Source organism: Pectobacterium sp. IFB5596, from assembly GCF_021432585.1.
Lineage (GTDB): Bacteria > Pseudomonadota > Gammaproteobacteria > Enterobacterales > Enterobacteriaceae > Pectobacterium > Pectobacterium punjabense.
This window is the reverse complement of record NZ_LXFY01000008.1, coordinates 55875-71840: the sequence shown is the minus strand read 5'-3', so window position 1 is coordinate 71840 and position 15966 is coordinate 55875. Positions and strand designations below refer to the sequence as shown.

The window sequence follows — 15966 nt, the reverse complement described above, 5'->3', positions numbered from 1 at the left end:
AGCAGTCTCTATTACATTTAAAGTGAAGATGAAGCGGCAACCGGCGCGGGTGGGTTATGACCAAAGCGGTTGCCAATAATAAACGCCATCAGGCTGAGTAACAGCGATGGCACAATCGGGTGATACCCGGCCAGATGAAGATTGAAGCTGGCCAGTAAGGTATAGCAAATAGCGCCGGTGAACATGGCGCTAAGCGCACCCGCAGCGTTCGCGCGTTCCCAATACAGGCCCAGCACCAGCGGCCACAGGAACACCGCTTCCAGCCCGCCAAACGCCAGCAGGTTCAGCCAGATAATCATCTCCGGCGGCCGTAAGGAGGCCAACAGCACCAGTAGCCCCAATAACAAGGTTGTCATGCTGGACAGGATCTTGATGCGACGTTCGTTATGGATCTGCTCAGGACGGACGCTGAGATAGAGATCCTTGATGATCGTGGCAGACGCCTGAAGCAAATGCGCATTAATGTTCGACATGATAGCGGCCATTGGCGCAGCGAGAAAGATCCCAGCGGCCAGCGGCGGCAGTACCGTGACCATCAGTGCGGGCAAAACCTGATCGGGAATCGTCAGGTTTGGCATCACGGCACGCCCCAGCGCCCCGGCCAGATGCATGCCGAGCATCAGGATGCCAATGACGATGGTACCGATAATAATCCCGCGGTGCAGCGCTTTGCTGTCGCGATAAGAGATACAGCGCACAGCGGTGTTCGGCAGGCCAATAACACCGAAGCAAACTAGCACCCAGAATGAAGCCATAAACGGCATCGACAGAATGCCGCCGCTGCCCTGTGGCGAGACCAGCATTGGGTCGATCTGTTGCAGTTTATCCACCGCGCTGTGTAAGCCGCCAGCGGCATAAATCACGCCGACCAGCAGGATGACCGTACCGATCAACATCACGATGCCCTGCATCGCATCATTGAGCACGCTGGCGCGGAAGCCGCCAAACGTGGTGTACAGCGCGATGGTGACGCCGAAAATCAGCAGGCCGATGTCATAAGGAATGTTCGCTGCGGTTTCCAGCAGGCGTGCGCCGCCGATGAACTGCACGGCCATCGCGCCGATAAACGCTACCAGAAGACTGATGCTCGCGAACCACACCAGCAGCGGGCTGTTGTAGCGGGCGTACAGCATGTCATTCAGCGTAATGGCGTTGTAGCGCCGCGCCAGAATGGCGAACTTTTTCCCCAGAATGCCCAGCGACAGCAGCATGGTGGGAAGCTGGATCATCGAAAGCAGCACCCAGCCCAGCCCGTATTTATAGGCGGCACCCGGTCCGCCGATAAAGGAGCTGGCGCTGACGTAAGTACCGATCAACGTCATTGCCAGAACAAACCCACCCATTGAACGGCCGCCGAGGAAGTATTCGTTAAGAAAGTTGCCCGCCTGACGGCGACGGTATGCATAGACCGACAGTCCGAAGACCAGCAGTAAATAGCCAATCAGCGGCAATAAAATTTCAATTTGCATCATCACTCTCCAGTGAGATATCGCGGAAAATGACGCGCACCATTAGCCAGCACAGCAGCGTAAACACGAGCGGCAGCAGCAGGCAGGCCATCTCAAACCAGTGTGGAAGGCCGGTTATCCCTTGTGTGTTATCAGGCAAATAGGCGGCAAGCGCCCAGGCCACTAAATAAACCAGCGTCAGGCCGAAAGCCCATCGGGCCTCTTTGTGCGCCTGAGGAAAGCGTGTATCCATGTTCTTCTCCACCGTAAATGGGAGCATAGGTATTGTTATGAGCGTCGTGATGACGAAAGCGGGAATTTTACGGCATGTAGGCCAATTGACTAGTAAGAATTACGCCATACGCGTAAAAGTCAGTTGCAGAGTACTCAGCATTTGGTGAAAAAAATGCTTTATCAGGATGAGCCAAAAAGCAGTGCGGCATGGCATATCATCGTTTAAGCATTGAGATGCACGGGGTGACCACAGGGGTGAGGCGACCTCCCCTGTGTTTCCCCTAACAACGGACTTGAGTGACTCATATTAGGAATACCGCTTCCTTATTTCGGCAATATCACCGATCGATAAGAGCGGAAATAGAAGATGTCTCGCCACAAAATAATACTAAGGGAGTATGTGATTTGTTGATATTGAGGTAATTGGCGAATGATGGAAGTAGCATCGCATAATTTTCTCAGGGGAAAGCATACTATGCCGCTATTATTTCCCCTTCTGGTACGACAACGCTGAATATTGGTGATGTGAAAGCGAAATAATAGCCGAATCAACCCCATCGGCGATGCTGCCCATTATGTTGCTTATGTATCGGTGGATATAAAAATCAGGTGATTCATCATGTCGTGGCTTCCCGCTATCTGTGCGGTATGGTGTCTGCCGTCTATGTTAAAGATGAACCAAAAGGAGTCGTTATGTCAGTTTCAGCAAGAAATCAGCTTTCGGGTGTTGTGTCTTCTATTGTTGAAGGTGCAGTAAACAATGAAGTCGCATTGACGCTGGAGAGCGGAGATAAGTTAACGACAGTCATTACACGGACCAGCTGTGATTCGATGGCGTTGGCTGTCGGCAAGCCCGCCATTGCGTTGGTGAAAGCGCCTTGGGTTATTTTGGCATCAGCCGAATGTGGCTTGAATTTTTCTGCTCGCAACCAGTTTCACGGTAAGGTGAGTTCTGTCACTAAAGGTGCTGTAAACTCAACGGTACAACTGGTTACCGGTGGTGGTTTGACGCTGACCTCAACCGTGACCAATGAAAGTCTGGAAGAGATGAACATTGAGGTGGGCAGTGAATTGATCGCATTGGTGAAGGCTTCCAGCATTATTCTGGCTACCCGGAAATAATTACTGCTTTCTTTAGCGAAGCATATCGTGCTTAGCCGATAAACAACCGACGGATACGGATTTATCGGCTTATTCTTCCCCTCAGATTATTTACCCCTTCTTGCCTGTTCCCTTTATATCTTGATAAAACGCGCCGTATTTATCGTTCTGATTATCAACATTGGGTAGCGCTGGAAATGTGATCCGGGTGATTGACCCTGAATGAGATTATTTAAGGTATATACATACGCATTAATAACAAAAGGCCAGCATAAGCTGACCTTTTGACTCGATTGCGCAGTATTTACTGCAAGCCGAGTTTCTTCTCCAGATAGTGGATGTTCGTGCCACCTCTCTGGAAGTTTTCGTCGCTCATGATCTTCATCTGAAGTTCGATGTTGGTTTTGATGCCATCGATGATCAGTTCAGCCAGCGCGTTCTTCATACGGGAAATTGCGATTTCGCGCGTTTCACCGTAGGTGATCAGCTTGCCGATCATGGAATCGTAATACGGCGGTACGGTATAACCGGCATAAATATGCGATTCCCAACGGACACCAAAGCCACCCGGCGCGTGGAAACGCGTGATTTTACCCGGGCTTGGCAGGAACGTATTCGGGTCTTCCGCGTTGATACGGCATTCTACCGCATGGCCGCGAACCTTAACGTCTTTCTGCTTGATCGACAGCGGCTGACCGGCAGCAATACGCAACTGCTCTTTGATCAGATCCACGCCGGTAATCATTTCGGTGACCGGATGCTCTACCTGAATACGGGTGTTCATTTCAATGAAGTAGAACTCACCGTTTTCGTACAGGAACTCAAACGTACCCGCACCGCGATAGTTGATATCGATACAGGCTTTGGCACAGCGATCGCCGATATTGCGGCGCAGCTCGTCCGTAATGCCCGGTGCTGGCGCTTCTTCCACCACTTTCTGGTGGCGACGTTGCATGGAGCAGTCACGTTCGGCCAGATAGACGGCGTGTCCCTGACCATCGGCCAGAATCTGAATTTCCACGTGACGTGGGTTTTCCAGATATTTTTCCATGTAGACCATGTCGTTGTTGAAAGCCGCTTTGGCTTCCGCACGGGTCATGTTGATGGATTGTTCCAGCTCTTTGTCGCTGCGCACTACACGCATACCACGACCGCCGCCGCCGCCAGAGGCTTTGATGATGACCGGATAGCCGATGCGTTTTGCATGAACACGGTTAGCGTCCATGTCGTCGGTCAGAGGGCCATCAGAACCGGGTACGGTTGGAACACCCGCTTTTTTCATGGCGGTGATGGCTGACACTTTGTCGCCCATCAGGCGAATGGTTTCTGCGCGTGGGCCGATGAAGATAAAGCCAGAGCGTTCAACCTGCTCGGCAAAATCCGCATTTTCGGACAGGAAGCCGTAGCCTGGGTGAATCGCGACGGCACCCGTGATTTCCGCAGCGGAAATAATCGCTGGGATATTCAGATAGCTTTTTGTTGACGGTGCCGGGCCGATACACACGGTTTCGTCCGCCAGCAATACGTGTTTCAAATCGCGATCCGCACTGGAGTGAACGGCGACGGTTTTGATGCCCAGTTCTTTACAGGCACGCAAAATACGCAGCGCAATCTCTCCGCGGTTAGCGATAACGATTTTATCTAGCATGATAAGCCTCGTTATTCGATGACAACCAGTGGCTCGTCAAATTCAACCGGCTGACCGCTTTCGACCAGGATGGCTTTAACCACGCCTGATTTGTCGGCTTCGATCTGGTTCATCATTTTCATGGCTTCGACGATGCACAGGGTATCGCCAACGTTGACGTGCTGACCCACTTCCACAAATGCTTTAGCATCCGGGCTTGGGGTGCGATAGAAGGTTCCAACCATTGGAGAACGAACGATGTGTCCACTGATGGCAGCCGGTGCGGCAACAGCTTCCACTGGCGCTGGTGCAACGGCGGCGGCCAGAGCAGGCTGTGGCTGCATCATTGGCGTAGCATAGGCCTGTTGCATCATCGGGTAGTTAACCGCTGCTGGGGCACGACTGATACGTACTGATTCTTCACCTTCAGAAATTTCCAGTTCGGCGATGCCGGACTCTTCAACCAGTTCGATCAGTTTTTTGATTTTACGAATATCCATGGATGTGGTTCCGTACTCTTTTGTTTAATTGGAAGTTGACAGGCGTTTTACCGCCGTCTGTAAAGCATACTGATAACCATCTGCCCCCAGGCCACATATCACGCCGACCGCAACATCAGAAAGATAGGAGTGATGACGAAAAGGCTCACGTGCATGCACGTTGGACAGATGAATTTCGATAAACGGAATCGAGACCGCCAGCAAGGCATCACGCAGCGCAACGCTGGTGTGGGTGAATGCCGCCGGGTTAATCAGAATGAAGTCTGTGTTTCCTCTGGCCTGATGGATGGTATCGATCAGAACATGTTCCGCGTTGGATTGCAGATGGGAAAACTTCACGTTCAATGCCTGCGCCTGAGTTTCCAGTTCGCGGACAATGTCTGCTAGCGTCGTCTTACCGTATTTGTCGGGCTCTCGGGTTCCTAGCAGATTCAGGTTTGGACCGTTCAAGAGCAAAATGTGAAACTTTTCTGCCATTGTGCTGCTATCTCCCGCGATTGACCAAGATTGCCAAAACCGTGTCGCACAAAATAGCGCGAAGCTATTCGTTTGTCACCTTTCGTGATGCAAATTGTCCGACCCGAGAAAGTAAAGTCGTGCATTATAACCATATCGTGGCAATTCGCAGCTAAATACTGGTCTTATCTGCGGAGATATTCCTGCACCAAGGCGTAAAACAGCGTCAGTTTTACTGCGGCTCACAATCGGCTTTTCCTGTGCTAGCGCGGCGTTTAGCGCCACCATTGGCGAAATTTCTTATAACGGAACAGCAGCAATATCAGCGCCGCGAGCGCATACAAAATAGGCTGCGGTGAGAGCGTTTTAACTGACCAAAGATAGTGGATAGGCGCAAGGATGGCGACTAAATAGACGCAATTATGCAATTTTTGCCATTGCGATCCCAACTTGCGCATCATTATCTGTGGCGACGTCACGGCCAGCGCCAGCAAAATCAGCCAGCTTATGACCCCCAGTGTTAAATACGGGCGGGATATCAGTTCTTTACCCAACAACGCCAGATGGTTCAGACCCAGTTCCAGCAACGCATAACTTACCAGATGTAACGTCGCCCAGAAAAAACACCATAGTCCGAGGAGACGGCGGCAGCGAATGAGCAGTGGCTGTTTGCCGTAGCGCGCTAATGGTGTAACCAGCAGCGTCGCCAGCAGCAACTTTAGCGCCATTCTGCCGGTAAAGTGCTGGATATCTTTGGCAGGGTCGGCGCTGAACCACCCCTGATCGACCGACAATATCAACCACAGCAGCGGCAGAAAACCTGCCAGATGGAGTAGCACTTTTAGCCGATTAATATGTTGTAAAGTCAGTCTCATACTGAGGTGAGTTCCTATCCCGGCAGGATGTTATGGCTAAAAATTGTCGCGCAAATTCAGGCCGCGATACAGCGAAGCGACCTGTTCTGCGTAGCCGTTAAACAGCAGCGTGGGTTGACGCTCAACGTTAAGTAAGCCACCGGAACCGATGACGCGCTCTGTGGCCTGCGACCAGCGCGGGTGATCCACATGGGGGTTAACGTTGGCATAGAAACCATATTCGTCCGAGGCCGCCAGATTCCATGTGCAAGGGGGGCGCTCACGAGTGAACCGGATATGTACGATGGATTTGATGTTTTTGAAGCCGTATTTCCACGGTGTGACTAAGCGGATGGGGGCACCGTTTTGCGGCGGCAGTGTCTTGCCATAAACCCCAACGGCCAGCAGCGCCAAGGGGTTCATGGCCTCATCCAGCCGCAGCCCTTCTACATAGGGATAATCCAGCCCGCCGCCCATGAAGCGATCTTTTTGCCCTGGCATCTGTTCCGGGTCGTAAAGCGTCTGAAACGCCACGTAGCGCGCATTGCTGGTGGGGTCGGCGAATTTAATCAGCTTAGCCAGCTCAAACCCAACCCATGGAATAACCATTGACCACGCTTCTACGCAGCGAAAACGGTAGATTCGCTCTTCCAGCGGGAAGCGTTTTAGCAAATCGTCGATATCCAACGTGAGTGGTTTGGCGACATCGCCGTCTATTTTGATGGTCCAGCCTTCTGTTTTTAGCCCGCCAGCATTGGCTGCGGGATCGGCTTTATCCAAGCCGAATTCATAGAAGTTGTTATAGCCCGTGACCTTATCTTCCGGTGTGAGCGGCAGATCGAGTTTCCAGTCAGCAGGTTGGCTAAATGTGAGCGGTTTACCCGGCGGTGCTTTGGGTTTATCACTGCCTTTAAACCAGGCCAGCAGGTCAGCCTGTGCGGAAAGCGGCAATGCGAGCGCTGCCGCAGAAATACCCAGCGCTTTTAAGACGCGCCGACGCTGATAGAAGAGGGCTTCCGGGGTAACGTCGGCTTCCGTGAACTTGCGATGTTTTTGCATGTGAACTCCCGCCAGTCATTATTATTGTTGACGCAAAGTGGCGTTTTTACTGCTTGCCGTTCACTTAGTTACATACTCTAAATAATTCGAGTTGCAGGAAGGCGGCAAGCGAGGGAATCCCGATGAGCTTACTTAAGTAAGTGATTCGGGTGAGTGAACGCAGCCAACGCACATGCAGCTTGAAGTATGACGAGTATAGATGAATTGCGGTAGAAACCGCGGTAGGAGAGAGGAAATACTTTTTTGCAGGGTGTAACAGCGCTCGAGATTACTGATAATGCGTTGAGCGATGATAATGGATAGATCGTAAAGACGCTGTAAATACATCCATGTACGCTCGAGCCGCGACATCCCTGTCGCGGACGCTTTACTCTTCTATTCCATTATCACCGTTTTCGTTCCGCAAATTAATACGTCAACGAAATGCGTTAGCTGATTTTCACCAGCGTGCGGCCAGTGACTTTGTTTTCCAGCAGCGCAGCGGCGGTGGCTGGTACGTCTTCCAGCCCGATTTCCTGCGTGACTTGCTGATAAAACGACTCAGGCAGGATGGTAGCCAGACGCTCCCACGCTTGCTGGCGGCGAGCAAGCGGTGCCATTACGGAATCCACGCCTTGCAGGCGAACATTGCGTAAAATAAATGGCATCACGGTCGTTGGCAGCGCAATACCGCCAGCCAGACCACATGCAGCAACTGTTGCGTTGTAGTCCATCTGTGCCAGCAGCGTTGCCAGCACGTTGTCGCCGACGGTATCAATTGCGCCAGCCCAGCGTTGTTTTTCCAATGGGCGAGGCGTTCCACTGAATTCACTGCGATCCAGTACCTGTTTGGCGCCCAGTTTTTTCAGATAATCGGTATTATCAGCACGGCCGCTGACGGCGGTTACCTGATAACCTAGCTCTGCAAGCAGGGCGACAGCGGTACTGCCAACGCCACCGCTGGCACCCGTCACAATAATGTCGCCGCTTTCTGGTGTCACGCCGCCATCTTCTAGCGCCATCACGCACAGCATCGCGGTAAAGCCTGCTGTGCCAAGGATCATGGCATTACGCGCATCCAGAGAAGCAGGGAGCGGCACCAGCCAATCACTTTTCACACGTGCTTGCTGTGCCAAACCACCCCAGTGGTTTTCACCCACGCCCCAACCGGTCAGGATGACAGGCTGGCCGACGGTAAACCGATCGCTGTCGCTGTGCCCTACCGTACCGACAAAATCGATCCCTGGAACCATCGGGAAATTACGAATAATTTTGCCTTTGCCGGTAATGGCAAGCGCATCTTTATAATTAATGCTGGACCAACTTATATCGACCGTCACGTCCCCGGCGGGAAGCTGCTCTGCGTCAATCTCGCGAATCTGAGCGTGGGTCAGTCCGTCTGACTGTTCAAGAACTAAAGCCTGCATGGGCTATCTCCTGTGGCAGGATTAAAATGGGGAAGTCATTAACGACTATATACCCGTCATACTTCAAGCTGCATGTGCGTTGGCGTCGCTTAGTTACCCGAATCACTTACTTGAGTAAGCTTATCGGGATGCCCTCGCTCGCCGCCTTCCTGCAACTCGAATTATTTAGGGTATAGTTATTACAGGTACTCTTTGTTAATAAAGGTACTATGTTGCTTGCCTATGCGAACTGATAAAAAACAACAAACTCGCAGAAATGACAATTATTTGGAATAGGACGCAGGGATGGGATTTACGACCAGATTCTCGATACTCGTGGTATTGCTGACGGCGCTCGCCATTTTTCTTATGCTTTTCAGTAGCATATTTAGCCTCTGTTACTATAGCCAGTCGCGAACGGAGCAACAACTGCGTGAGGTCACGGCCAGTATCGATCAGGCGTTATTAGTGCAATCGCCTGAAAATATCCAGTATTGGTTGCCGGGGATGATGAAAACGGCGGGTATTGTCGTGCTGGAGATCCAGGATAACGACGCTACCCTCTATTCAATACAGTTGCCTGAGGCCAGTTGGGAACGCACGCATCTCTATCATGAAGTCGAATTCCCGCTGATGCATCATTTGAACATGACGATCGCCTTAAAATATGTCGACCCACTGATTGGTTTACCGCGTTTTGTAGTGTCTACCCTGTCGGTTTTGCTGGCCGCTGGCGTGATGCTCCTGATGCTGTACTTCTCCATCCGCTGGCTCCGCCAGCAGACTGCCGGACAGGAAGAGTTGGAAAAGCGTGCGCAGCGTATTCTCAAAGGCGAACGTGAATCAGTGATGCAGGGATCGGTACGTGAATGGCCCGTCAATACTAGCGGGGCACTCGATCAACTGTTGTCCGATTTAGTGGAAGCGCGTGAGGAACGCGGGCGGGTCGATACCTTAATCCGCGCCTTTGCCGCACAGGATGCTGAAACCGGACTGAATAATCGTCTGTTTTTTGACAACCAACTGACCACGCAGTTGGAAGATGGTGAAGAAGTGGGGACTCACGGTATTGTAATGATGATCCGCGTGCCAGATTTTGAAACGTTGCAGGAGACGCATGGTGATAACAATCTCCTTCAGGAATACCGCTTTACGTTAGTCAACCTGCTGTCGACGTTTGTCATGCGTTATCCCTCCGCACTGCTGGCACGTTATTTCAGCAGCGATTTCACCGTATTACTCCCTCACAGTACGTTAAAGGAAGCCAATGCGATTGCCACGCAACTGGTGAAAGCTATTGATATTCTCCCTGCTTGTCCACTTATCGATCGGGAGGAGATTCTTCACATTGGTATTTGCGCCTATCGCGGTGGGCAAAGCGCTGAGCAGGTCATGGAAAGTGTGGAGGACGCGACGCGTAATGCGGTATTGCAGGGCGGTAACAGCTGGTGCGTGTTTGACAGGCAGGTGCCGGATAAAGGGCGTGGCAGCGTGAAATGGCGAACCTTGCTGGAACAAACGTTGGCGCGTGGCGGGCCGCGGCTGTATCAGAAGCCTGCCGTCACCAAAGAAGGGGTTGTGCATCATCGTGAAATGATGAGCCGGATTTATGACGGAGAACAGGAACTGCTCGCCGCAGAGTACATGCCTTTGGTTCAACAGTTGGGGTTGGCGACCAGCTATGATCGCCAACTTGTCGCTCGTATTGTTGATTTGTCGGCGAACTGGCCCGGAGAAACGCTGGCTTTACCGGTAAGTGTGGACTCACTTTTGCAAAAGCCTTTCTTGCGCTGGCTGAAAGAAATATTGCTGCAATGTCCGAAAACGCAGCGGCAGCGCATTTTATTTGAACTTGCTGAGGCTGATGTTTGTCAATATATCGGTCGCCTGCGCCCGGTTCTTACTGTCATCCTGGGATTAGGCTGTCGCCTGGCGGTAACGCAGGCGGGTCTGACACTGGTTAGCACGACGTATATTAAGTCGCTGCCCGTGGAGGTCATCAAGCTTCATCCCGGTTTGGTACGCAGTCTTGAGCGTCGCCCGGAAAATCAGCTTTTTGTGCAAAGTTTGACCGAGGCCTGTAAAGGCACGCAAACCCGTGTGTTTGCTGCTGGTGTGCGTACCAAAGAGGAGTGGCGGGTGCTGCTGGGCAAGGGGGTTTATGGCGGGCAAGGCGATTTTTTTGCCGCATCAGTCCCCGTAACGGATGAGCTGAAAAAATATTCACCGCAGCATCGTGTTTAGTATAAACGTCCTGTTCAAATTGACGTAGAATGAGGCGTTTGTTAAATCGGTTAGTGTGTGCTTACGTTAGCGCCAATCCGATTAAATGTTAGATTTTATGTCCTGTGTTAGTGCAATTCTGTCGGGTGGACAGGGGTAAAATGCCTTGCTGCCTGAGGAGACGGCATTCTGTGTCTTCTCCCTGATGCCGACGTGCGCAACGCAGACTTATTTTTCACCGAAGCAGAGCCTTTTCGTGCCTTGTCGCTGCTTCGTGTGGTTGGTAAAGTAGGCGGATTTATTTTTCGCCCCCAGCTTGCAGGATTATCCTTTAGTTATGTTTAAGAAATTTCGTGGCATGTTTTCCAACGACTTGTCCATCGACCTGGGTACCGCCAATACCCTAATTTATGTTAAAGGGCAGGGCATCATACTGAATGAACCCTCTGTGGTTGCGATCCGTCAGGATCGTGCTGGTTCCCAAAAAAGCGTGGCAGCAGTAGGCCATGATGCCAAGCAGATGCTGGGCAGAACACCTGGGAATATCGTGGCGATTCGCCCGATGAAAGATGGCGTTATTGCCGATTTCCAGGTCACGGAAAAAATGTTGCAGCACTTCATCAAGCAAGTGCATAACGACAGCTTTATGCGTCCAAGCCCGCGTGTATTGGTGTGTGTGCCGGTCGGTGCGACACAGGTTGAGCGCCGCGCCATTCGCGAATCTGCGCTGGGTGCAGGTGCCCGTGAAGTGTTCCTGATCGAAGAGCCGATGGCGGCTGCGATCGGTGCTGGTATGCCAGTATCTGAAGCGACGGGTTCCATGGTAGTGGATATTGGTGGTGGTACGACGGAAGTTGCGGTGATCTCGCTGAACGGCGTGGTGTACTCCTCTTCAGTGCGTATTGGCGGTGACCGCTTTGATGAAGCGATCATCAACTACGTTCGTCGTAACTATGGTTCACTGATCGGTGAAGCGACGGCAGAACGTATCAAGCATGAAATTGGCTCTGCTTATCCGGGCGACGAAGTGCTTGAGATTGAAGTGCGCGGCCGTAACCTTGCAGAAGGTGTTCCACGTGGGTTCACGCTGAACTCCAATGAAATTCTGGAAGCGTTGCAAGAGCCGTTGACGGGTATCGTCAGCGCAGTCATGGCAGCGTTGGAACAGTGCCCGCCAGAACTGGCTTCCGACATTTCCGAGCGCGGTATGGTGTTAACCGGCGGCGGTGCGCTACTGCGTAACCTGGATCGTTTGCTGATGGAAGAAACTGGCATTCCGGTTGTGGTGGCTGAAGATCCGCTGACCTGTGTTGCCCGTGGTGGCGGCAAGGCGCTGGAAATGATCGACATGCACGGTGGCGATTTGTTCAGCGAGGAGTAATCCTGTCTGGAAAAAGGGGGGACCGGATGGATGAACGCCTGCGTTTTTCATCTCTCGTGGTTACCCCTTTTTTATTTGCCTGTAGCCCTATGGGGCGCTGCTTTGTGACGTTAAAAATCGCCAGGAGCGATTTGAGGTTGCTGTCGAGGAATACGCAAACTTTATGAAGCCGCTTTTTAGCAGGGGACCTTCCCTGCAATTACGACTTTTTCTTACTGTCGTTACCGCGATTGTCGTGATCGTTGCGGACAGTCGGCTCGGTTCGTTCGCCAAAATCAGAACGTACATGGATACCGCCGTCAGCCCATTCTACTTTCTGGCAAATGGGCCGCGCCAGGCTCTGGACAATATGTCTGCGTCGCTGGCCACTCGTGAGCAATTAGGCCTTGAAAATACCGCGCTGCGTCAGGAACTGTTGATGAAAAACAGTGACCTTTTGCTGCTAGGTCAGCTCAAGCAGGAAAATGCACGGCTACGCGAACTGCTGGGCTCTCCGCTGCGTCAGGATGAGCAGAAGATGGTCACGCAGGTGATGTCCGCCGGAACCGACCCTTACAGCGATCAGGTCGTGATTGATAAAGGTCAGACGAACGGCGTGTATGAAGGGCAACCGGTCATTAGCGATAAAGGCGTGGTGGGGCAGGTTGTGGCGGTTGGCCAGTTTACCAGCCGGGTTTTATTGATTTGTGATGTTTCCCACGCGTTGCCGATTCAGGTGCTACGCAATGATATCCGCGTGATTGCCGCTGGTAATGGTTGTACCGACGATCTGCAACTGGAGCATCTGCCTAATAATACCGATATCCGAGTGGGTGACGTGTTAGTCACATCGGGTCTGGGCGGGCGTTTCCCTGAAGGGTATCCGGTCGCGGTAGTGTCATCGGTCAAAGCGGATACGCAGCGCGCTTATACGATAATTCAGGCTCGCCCGACGGCAGGGTTACAACGTCTACGTTATCTATTGCTGCTGTGGGGCGTGGAAAATAACGCCAATACGTCGCTGCCGCCAGCGGAAGTACATCGGGTTGCCAATGAGCGCCTGATGCAGATGATGCCGCAGGTGTTACCTTCACCTGATGAAATGGGGCCGCCGCTTCCACCTGATATCGCTGCGCCCACTGCCGAGTCGCCGAGAGGTCGCCAATGAACCGTTATCGCAGGCATGGCAACTGGATTATCTGGCTGTCTTTTCTGATCGCTATGGTGTTGCAGATTATGCCGTGGCCGGATGAAATCTACATGTTTCGCCCCTCTTGGCTGACGCTGTTTCTTATTTACTGGGTGATGGCATTGCCGCATCGGGTCAATGTCGGGACAGGATTTATATTGGGTCTGATTATGGACCTGATTCTTGGGTCTACACTGGGAGTACGGGCGCTGGCGTTGAGCATTGTTGCTTATCTGGTGGCCTTTAAATTCCAGCTGTTCCGTAATATGGCGTTATGGCAGCAGGCATTAATTGTCATGCTACTGTCGCTGTTGATGGATCTCACGGTGTTCTGGGCGGAATTTTTAGTTATTAATGTCTCTTTCCGACCGGAAACGCTCTGGAACAGCGTCGTTGATGGGGTACTCTGGCCGTGGCTGTTCCTGCTGATGCGTAAAATTCGTCGTCAGTTTACTGTGCAATAAGGTGATTCATGACCCTGCTTTATCTGGCTTCCGCTTCTCCCCGTCGTCGCGAACTGCTTACACAGCTCGACATTCCTTTTGCTGTGCTGAATGCGGCGGTGGAAGAACAGCGTTTACCGGAGGAAGCGGCGGACGTTTACGTTCGGCGTCTGGCGCATGAGAAAGCGGCCGCAGGCGTCGCGATTGCACCGTTAGATTTGCCCGTGCTGGGGGCAGATACCATCGTAGTGCTGAACGGTCAGGTATTGGAAAAACCGCACGACGAAACCCACGCGGCAGAGATGCTGAGCCAACTGTCTGGGAAACAACATCAGGTGATGACTGCCGTCGCGCTGGCAGATAAAGACGATCTCTTGAGTTGTCTGGTGATAACCGATGTCACCTTCCGTCCGCTTTCGTCGCAGGATATCGAGCGATACATTGCCAGCGGTGAGCCGATGGATAAAGCCGGGGCTTACGGTATTCAGGGCAAAGGTGGGTGCTTTGTCCGGTCGCTTAACGGAAGCTATTACGCGGTGGTTGGACTACCGTTGGTAGAAACTCACGAACTATTCAGTAATTTTGCTGCGTTGCGGAGTGCAAGAGGAAAACATGACTGCTGAGTTACTGGTAAACGTTACACCGTCAGAAACGCGCGTTGCCTATATCGACGGCGGCATTCTGCAAGAAATTCACATTGAGCGTGATGCGAAACGCGGCATTGTCGGTAACATTTATAAAGGCCGCGTGAGCCGCGTTCTGCCAGGCATGCAGGCAGCGTTTGTGGATATCGGTCTGGATAAAGCGGCATTCCTGCACGCGTCCGATATTATGCCGCACACCGAATGCGTTGCTGGTGACGAACAGAAGAATTTTCACGTCCGTGATATCGCCGAACTGGTGCGTCAGGGACAGGATCTTATGGTTCAGGTGGTTAAAGATCCGCTGGGAACCAAAGGTGCGCGTCTGACGACCGATATCACGCTGCCATCGCGCTATCTGGTGTTTATGCCCGGAGCCTCGCACGTTGGTGTTTCACAGCGTATTGAGAGCGAAGCGGAACGCGAGCGCTTAAAGAAAACGGTCGCTGAGTATTGTGATGATGACGGCGGTTTTATCATTCGCACCGCTGCGGAAGGGATCGGTGAAGAAGAACTTTCGCAGGATGCCGCGTTCCTGAAGCGTCTGTGGGGCAAGGTCATGGAGCGCAAAAAACGCAACCAGACCAAATGTAAACTCTACGGCGAAGTGGCGCTCGCGCAGCGAATTTTGCGTGATTTCGCCGGTGCGGCGTTGGATCGTATTCGGATTGACTCCCGACTGACGTATGAAGCGCTGCTGGAATTTACTTCCGAATATATCCCGGAGATGACCCGCAAACTTGAACATTATGCGGGCAAACAGCCGATTTTTGACCTGTTTGATGTGGAAAATGAGATTCAGCGTTCACTGGACAGAAAGGTTGAATTGAAGTCCGGTGGCTACTTGATCATCGACCAGACAGAAGCGATGACGACCGTTGACATCAACACGGGAGCATTCGTTGGTCACCGCAATCTGGATGAAACCATTTTCAATACCAATACGGAAGCGACGCAGGCGATTGCACGACAACTGCGACTGCGTAACCTCGGCGGCATCATCATTATCGATTTCATCGATATGAATAACGAAGATCATCGTCGGCGGGTGCTGCATTCACTGGAGCAGGCGCTGAGTAAAGATCGGGTCAAAACCAGTATTAACGGCTTCTCTCAACTAGGATTAGTTGAGATGACGCGCAAACGCACGCGTGAGAGTATCGAACACGTGTTGTGTCACGAATGCCCGACCTGTCATGGTCGTGGTACGGTGAAGACGGTAGAAAGCGTCTGCTATGAAATCATGCGTGAAATCGTGCGCGTCCACCACGCTTATGACACCGACCGTTTCCTCGTCTATGCCTCACCCGCTGTCGGGGAGGCGCTAAGAAGTGAAGAATCGCACGCGTTAGCTGAGGTTGAAATTTTCGTCGGCAAACAGGTTAAAGTACAAATCGAACCCCTGTATAGCCAGGAGCAGTTTGACGTCGTAATGATGTAAATTCG

The 15966-nt window shown here is 52.1% G+C and carries 15 protein-coding genes; 7 read left to right on the top strand and 8 right to left on the bottom strand.

Features of this window, described 5'->3' with window-relative positions; all coding sequences use genetic code 11:
- Nucleotides 1-17: 17 nt before the first annotated feature.
- Together panF and A6301_RS08530 are read right to left on the bottom strand one after the other, a co-directional pair.
- The gene (gene panF, locus A6301_RS08535) at nucleotides 18-1469 is read right to left on the bottom strand and encodes a sodium/pantothenate symporter (RefSeq protein WP_107170703.1); all 1452 of its coding nucleotides are present in this window, start codon (nucleotides 1467-1469) and stop codon (nucleotides 18-20) included.
- Nucleotides 1459-1701, bottom strand: coding sequence for a YhdT family protein (locus A6301_RS08530; RefSeq protein WP_005975355.1), 243 nt, complete (start codon nucleotides 1699-1701; stop codon nucleotides 1459-1461). Before A6301_RS08530 ends, panF begins: the two co-directional genes overlap by 11 nt.
- A 674-nt stretch (nucleotides 1702-2375) precedes the next feature.
- On the opposite strand from A6301_RS08530, the gene A6301_RS08525 reads away from it, so the two are divergent.
- A complete protein-coding gene (locus A6301_RS08525; RefSeq protein WP_234257542.1) occupies nucleotides 2376-2804 on the top strand; it encodes a molybdopterin-binding protein in 429 nt (142 codons plus the stop codon).
- 283 nt (nucleotides 2805-3087) lie between these two features.
- On the opposite strand, the gene accC is transcribed toward A6301_RS08525, so the two are convergent.
- From accC to A6301_RS08495, 6 genes are all read right to left on the bottom strand, one after another.
- The gene (gene accC / locus A6301_RS08520; protein WP_234257541.1) at nucleotides 3088-4431 is read right to left on the bottom strand and encodes an acetyl-CoA carboxylase biotin carboxylase subunit; all 1344 of its coding nucleotides are present in this window, start codon (nucleotides 4429-4431) and stop codon (nucleotides 3088-3090) included.
- 11 nt (nucleotides 4432-4442) lie between these two features.
- Nucleotides 4443-4910 (bottom strand): acetyl-CoA carboxylase biotin carboxyl carrier protein, encoded by a 468-nt coding sequence (gene accB / locus A6301_RS08515; protein ID WP_107170711.1) that lies wholly within the window; start codon nucleotides 4908-4910, stop codon nucleotides 4443-4445.
- A 24-nt stretch (nucleotides 4911-4934) separates the two neighbouring features.
- Complete coding sequence (gene aroQ / locus A6301_RS08510) at nucleotides 4935-5387, bottom strand: type II 3-dehydroquinate dehydratase (protein WP_107170712.1); 453 nt, start codon at nucleotides 5385-5387, stop codon at nucleotides 4935-4937.
- A 254-nt stretch (nucleotides 5388-5641) separates the two neighbouring features.
- Nucleotides 5642-6241, bottom strand: a complete 600-nt coding sequence (gene msrQ / locus A6301_RS08505; protein ID WP_107170713.1) for a protein-methionine-sulfoxide reductase heme-binding subunit MsrQ — start codon at nucleotides 6239-6241, stop codon at nucleotides 5642-5644.
- A 36-nt stretch (nucleotides 6242-6277) separates the two neighbouring features.
- The gene (gene msrP, locus A6301_RS08500; protein ID WP_234257540.1) at nucleotides 6278-7279 is read right to left on the bottom strand and encodes a protein-methionine-sulfoxide reductase catalytic subunit MsrP; all 1002 of its coding nucleotides are present in this window, start codon (nucleotides 7277-7279) and stop codon (nucleotides 6278-6280) included.
- A gap of 428 nt (nucleotides 7280-7707) precedes the next feature.
- Nucleotides 7708-8685 (bottom strand): MDR family oxidoreductase, encoded by a 978-nt coding sequence (locus A6301_RS08495; protein ID WP_107170715.1) that lies wholly within the window; start codon nucleotides 8683-8685, stop codon nucleotides 7708-7710.
- 285 nt (nucleotides 8686-8970) lie between these two features.
- Here A6301_RS08495 and csrD point away from each other — a divergent pair, with 285 nt between their 5' ends.
- The 6 genes from csrD (at nucleotide 8971) to rng (ending at nucleotide 15961) form a co-directional block, all read left to right on the top strand.
- Nucleotides 8971-10908, top strand: a complete 1938-nt coding sequence (gene csrD, locus A6301_RS08490; protein ID WP_234257539.1) for an RNase E specificity factor CsrD — start codon at nucleotides 8971-8973, stop codon at nucleotides 10906-10908.
- Nucleotides 10909-11224: 316 nt separating this feature from the next.
- The gene (gene mreB / locus A6301_RS08485) at nucleotides 11225-12268 is read left to right on the top strand and encodes a rod shape-determining protein MreB (RefSeq protein WP_107170717.1); all 1044 of its coding nucleotides are present in this window, start codon (nucleotides 11225-11227) and stop codon (nucleotides 12266-12268) included.
- Nucleotides 12269-12431: 163 nt separating this feature from the next.
- On the top strand, nucleotides 12432-13415 hold the full coding sequence (gene mreC / locus A6301_RS08480; RefSeq protein WP_107170718.1) for a rod shape-determining protein MreC: 984 nt from the start codon (nucleotides 12432-12434) through the stop codon (nucleotides 13413-13415).
- Nucleotides 13412-13900 (top strand): rod shape-determining protein MreD, encoded by a 489-nt coding sequence (gene mreD, locus A6301_RS08475; RefSeq protein WP_107170719.1) that lies wholly within the window; start codon nucleotides 13412-13414, stop codon nucleotides 13898-13900. The genes mreC and mreD overlap by 4 nt, the downstream gene beginning before the upstream one ends.
- A gap of 8 nt (nucleotides 13901-13908) precedes the next feature.
- The gene (locus tag A6301_RS08470; RefSeq protein WP_215483751.1) at nucleotides 13909-14502 is read left to right on the top strand and encodes a nucleoside triphosphate pyrophosphatase; all 594 of its coding nucleotides are present in this window, start codon (nucleotides 13909-13911) and stop codon (nucleotides 14500-14502) included.
- Nucleotides 14492-15961: a ribonuclease G gene (rng, locus tag A6301_RS08465; protein WP_005975412.1), complete on the top strand. Its 1470-nt coding sequence runs from the start codon at nucleotides 14492-14494 to the stop codon at nucleotides 15959-15961. The genes A6301_RS08470 and rng overlap by 11 nt, the downstream gene beginning before the upstream one ends.
- Nucleotides 15962-15966 lie beyond the last annotated feature (5 nt).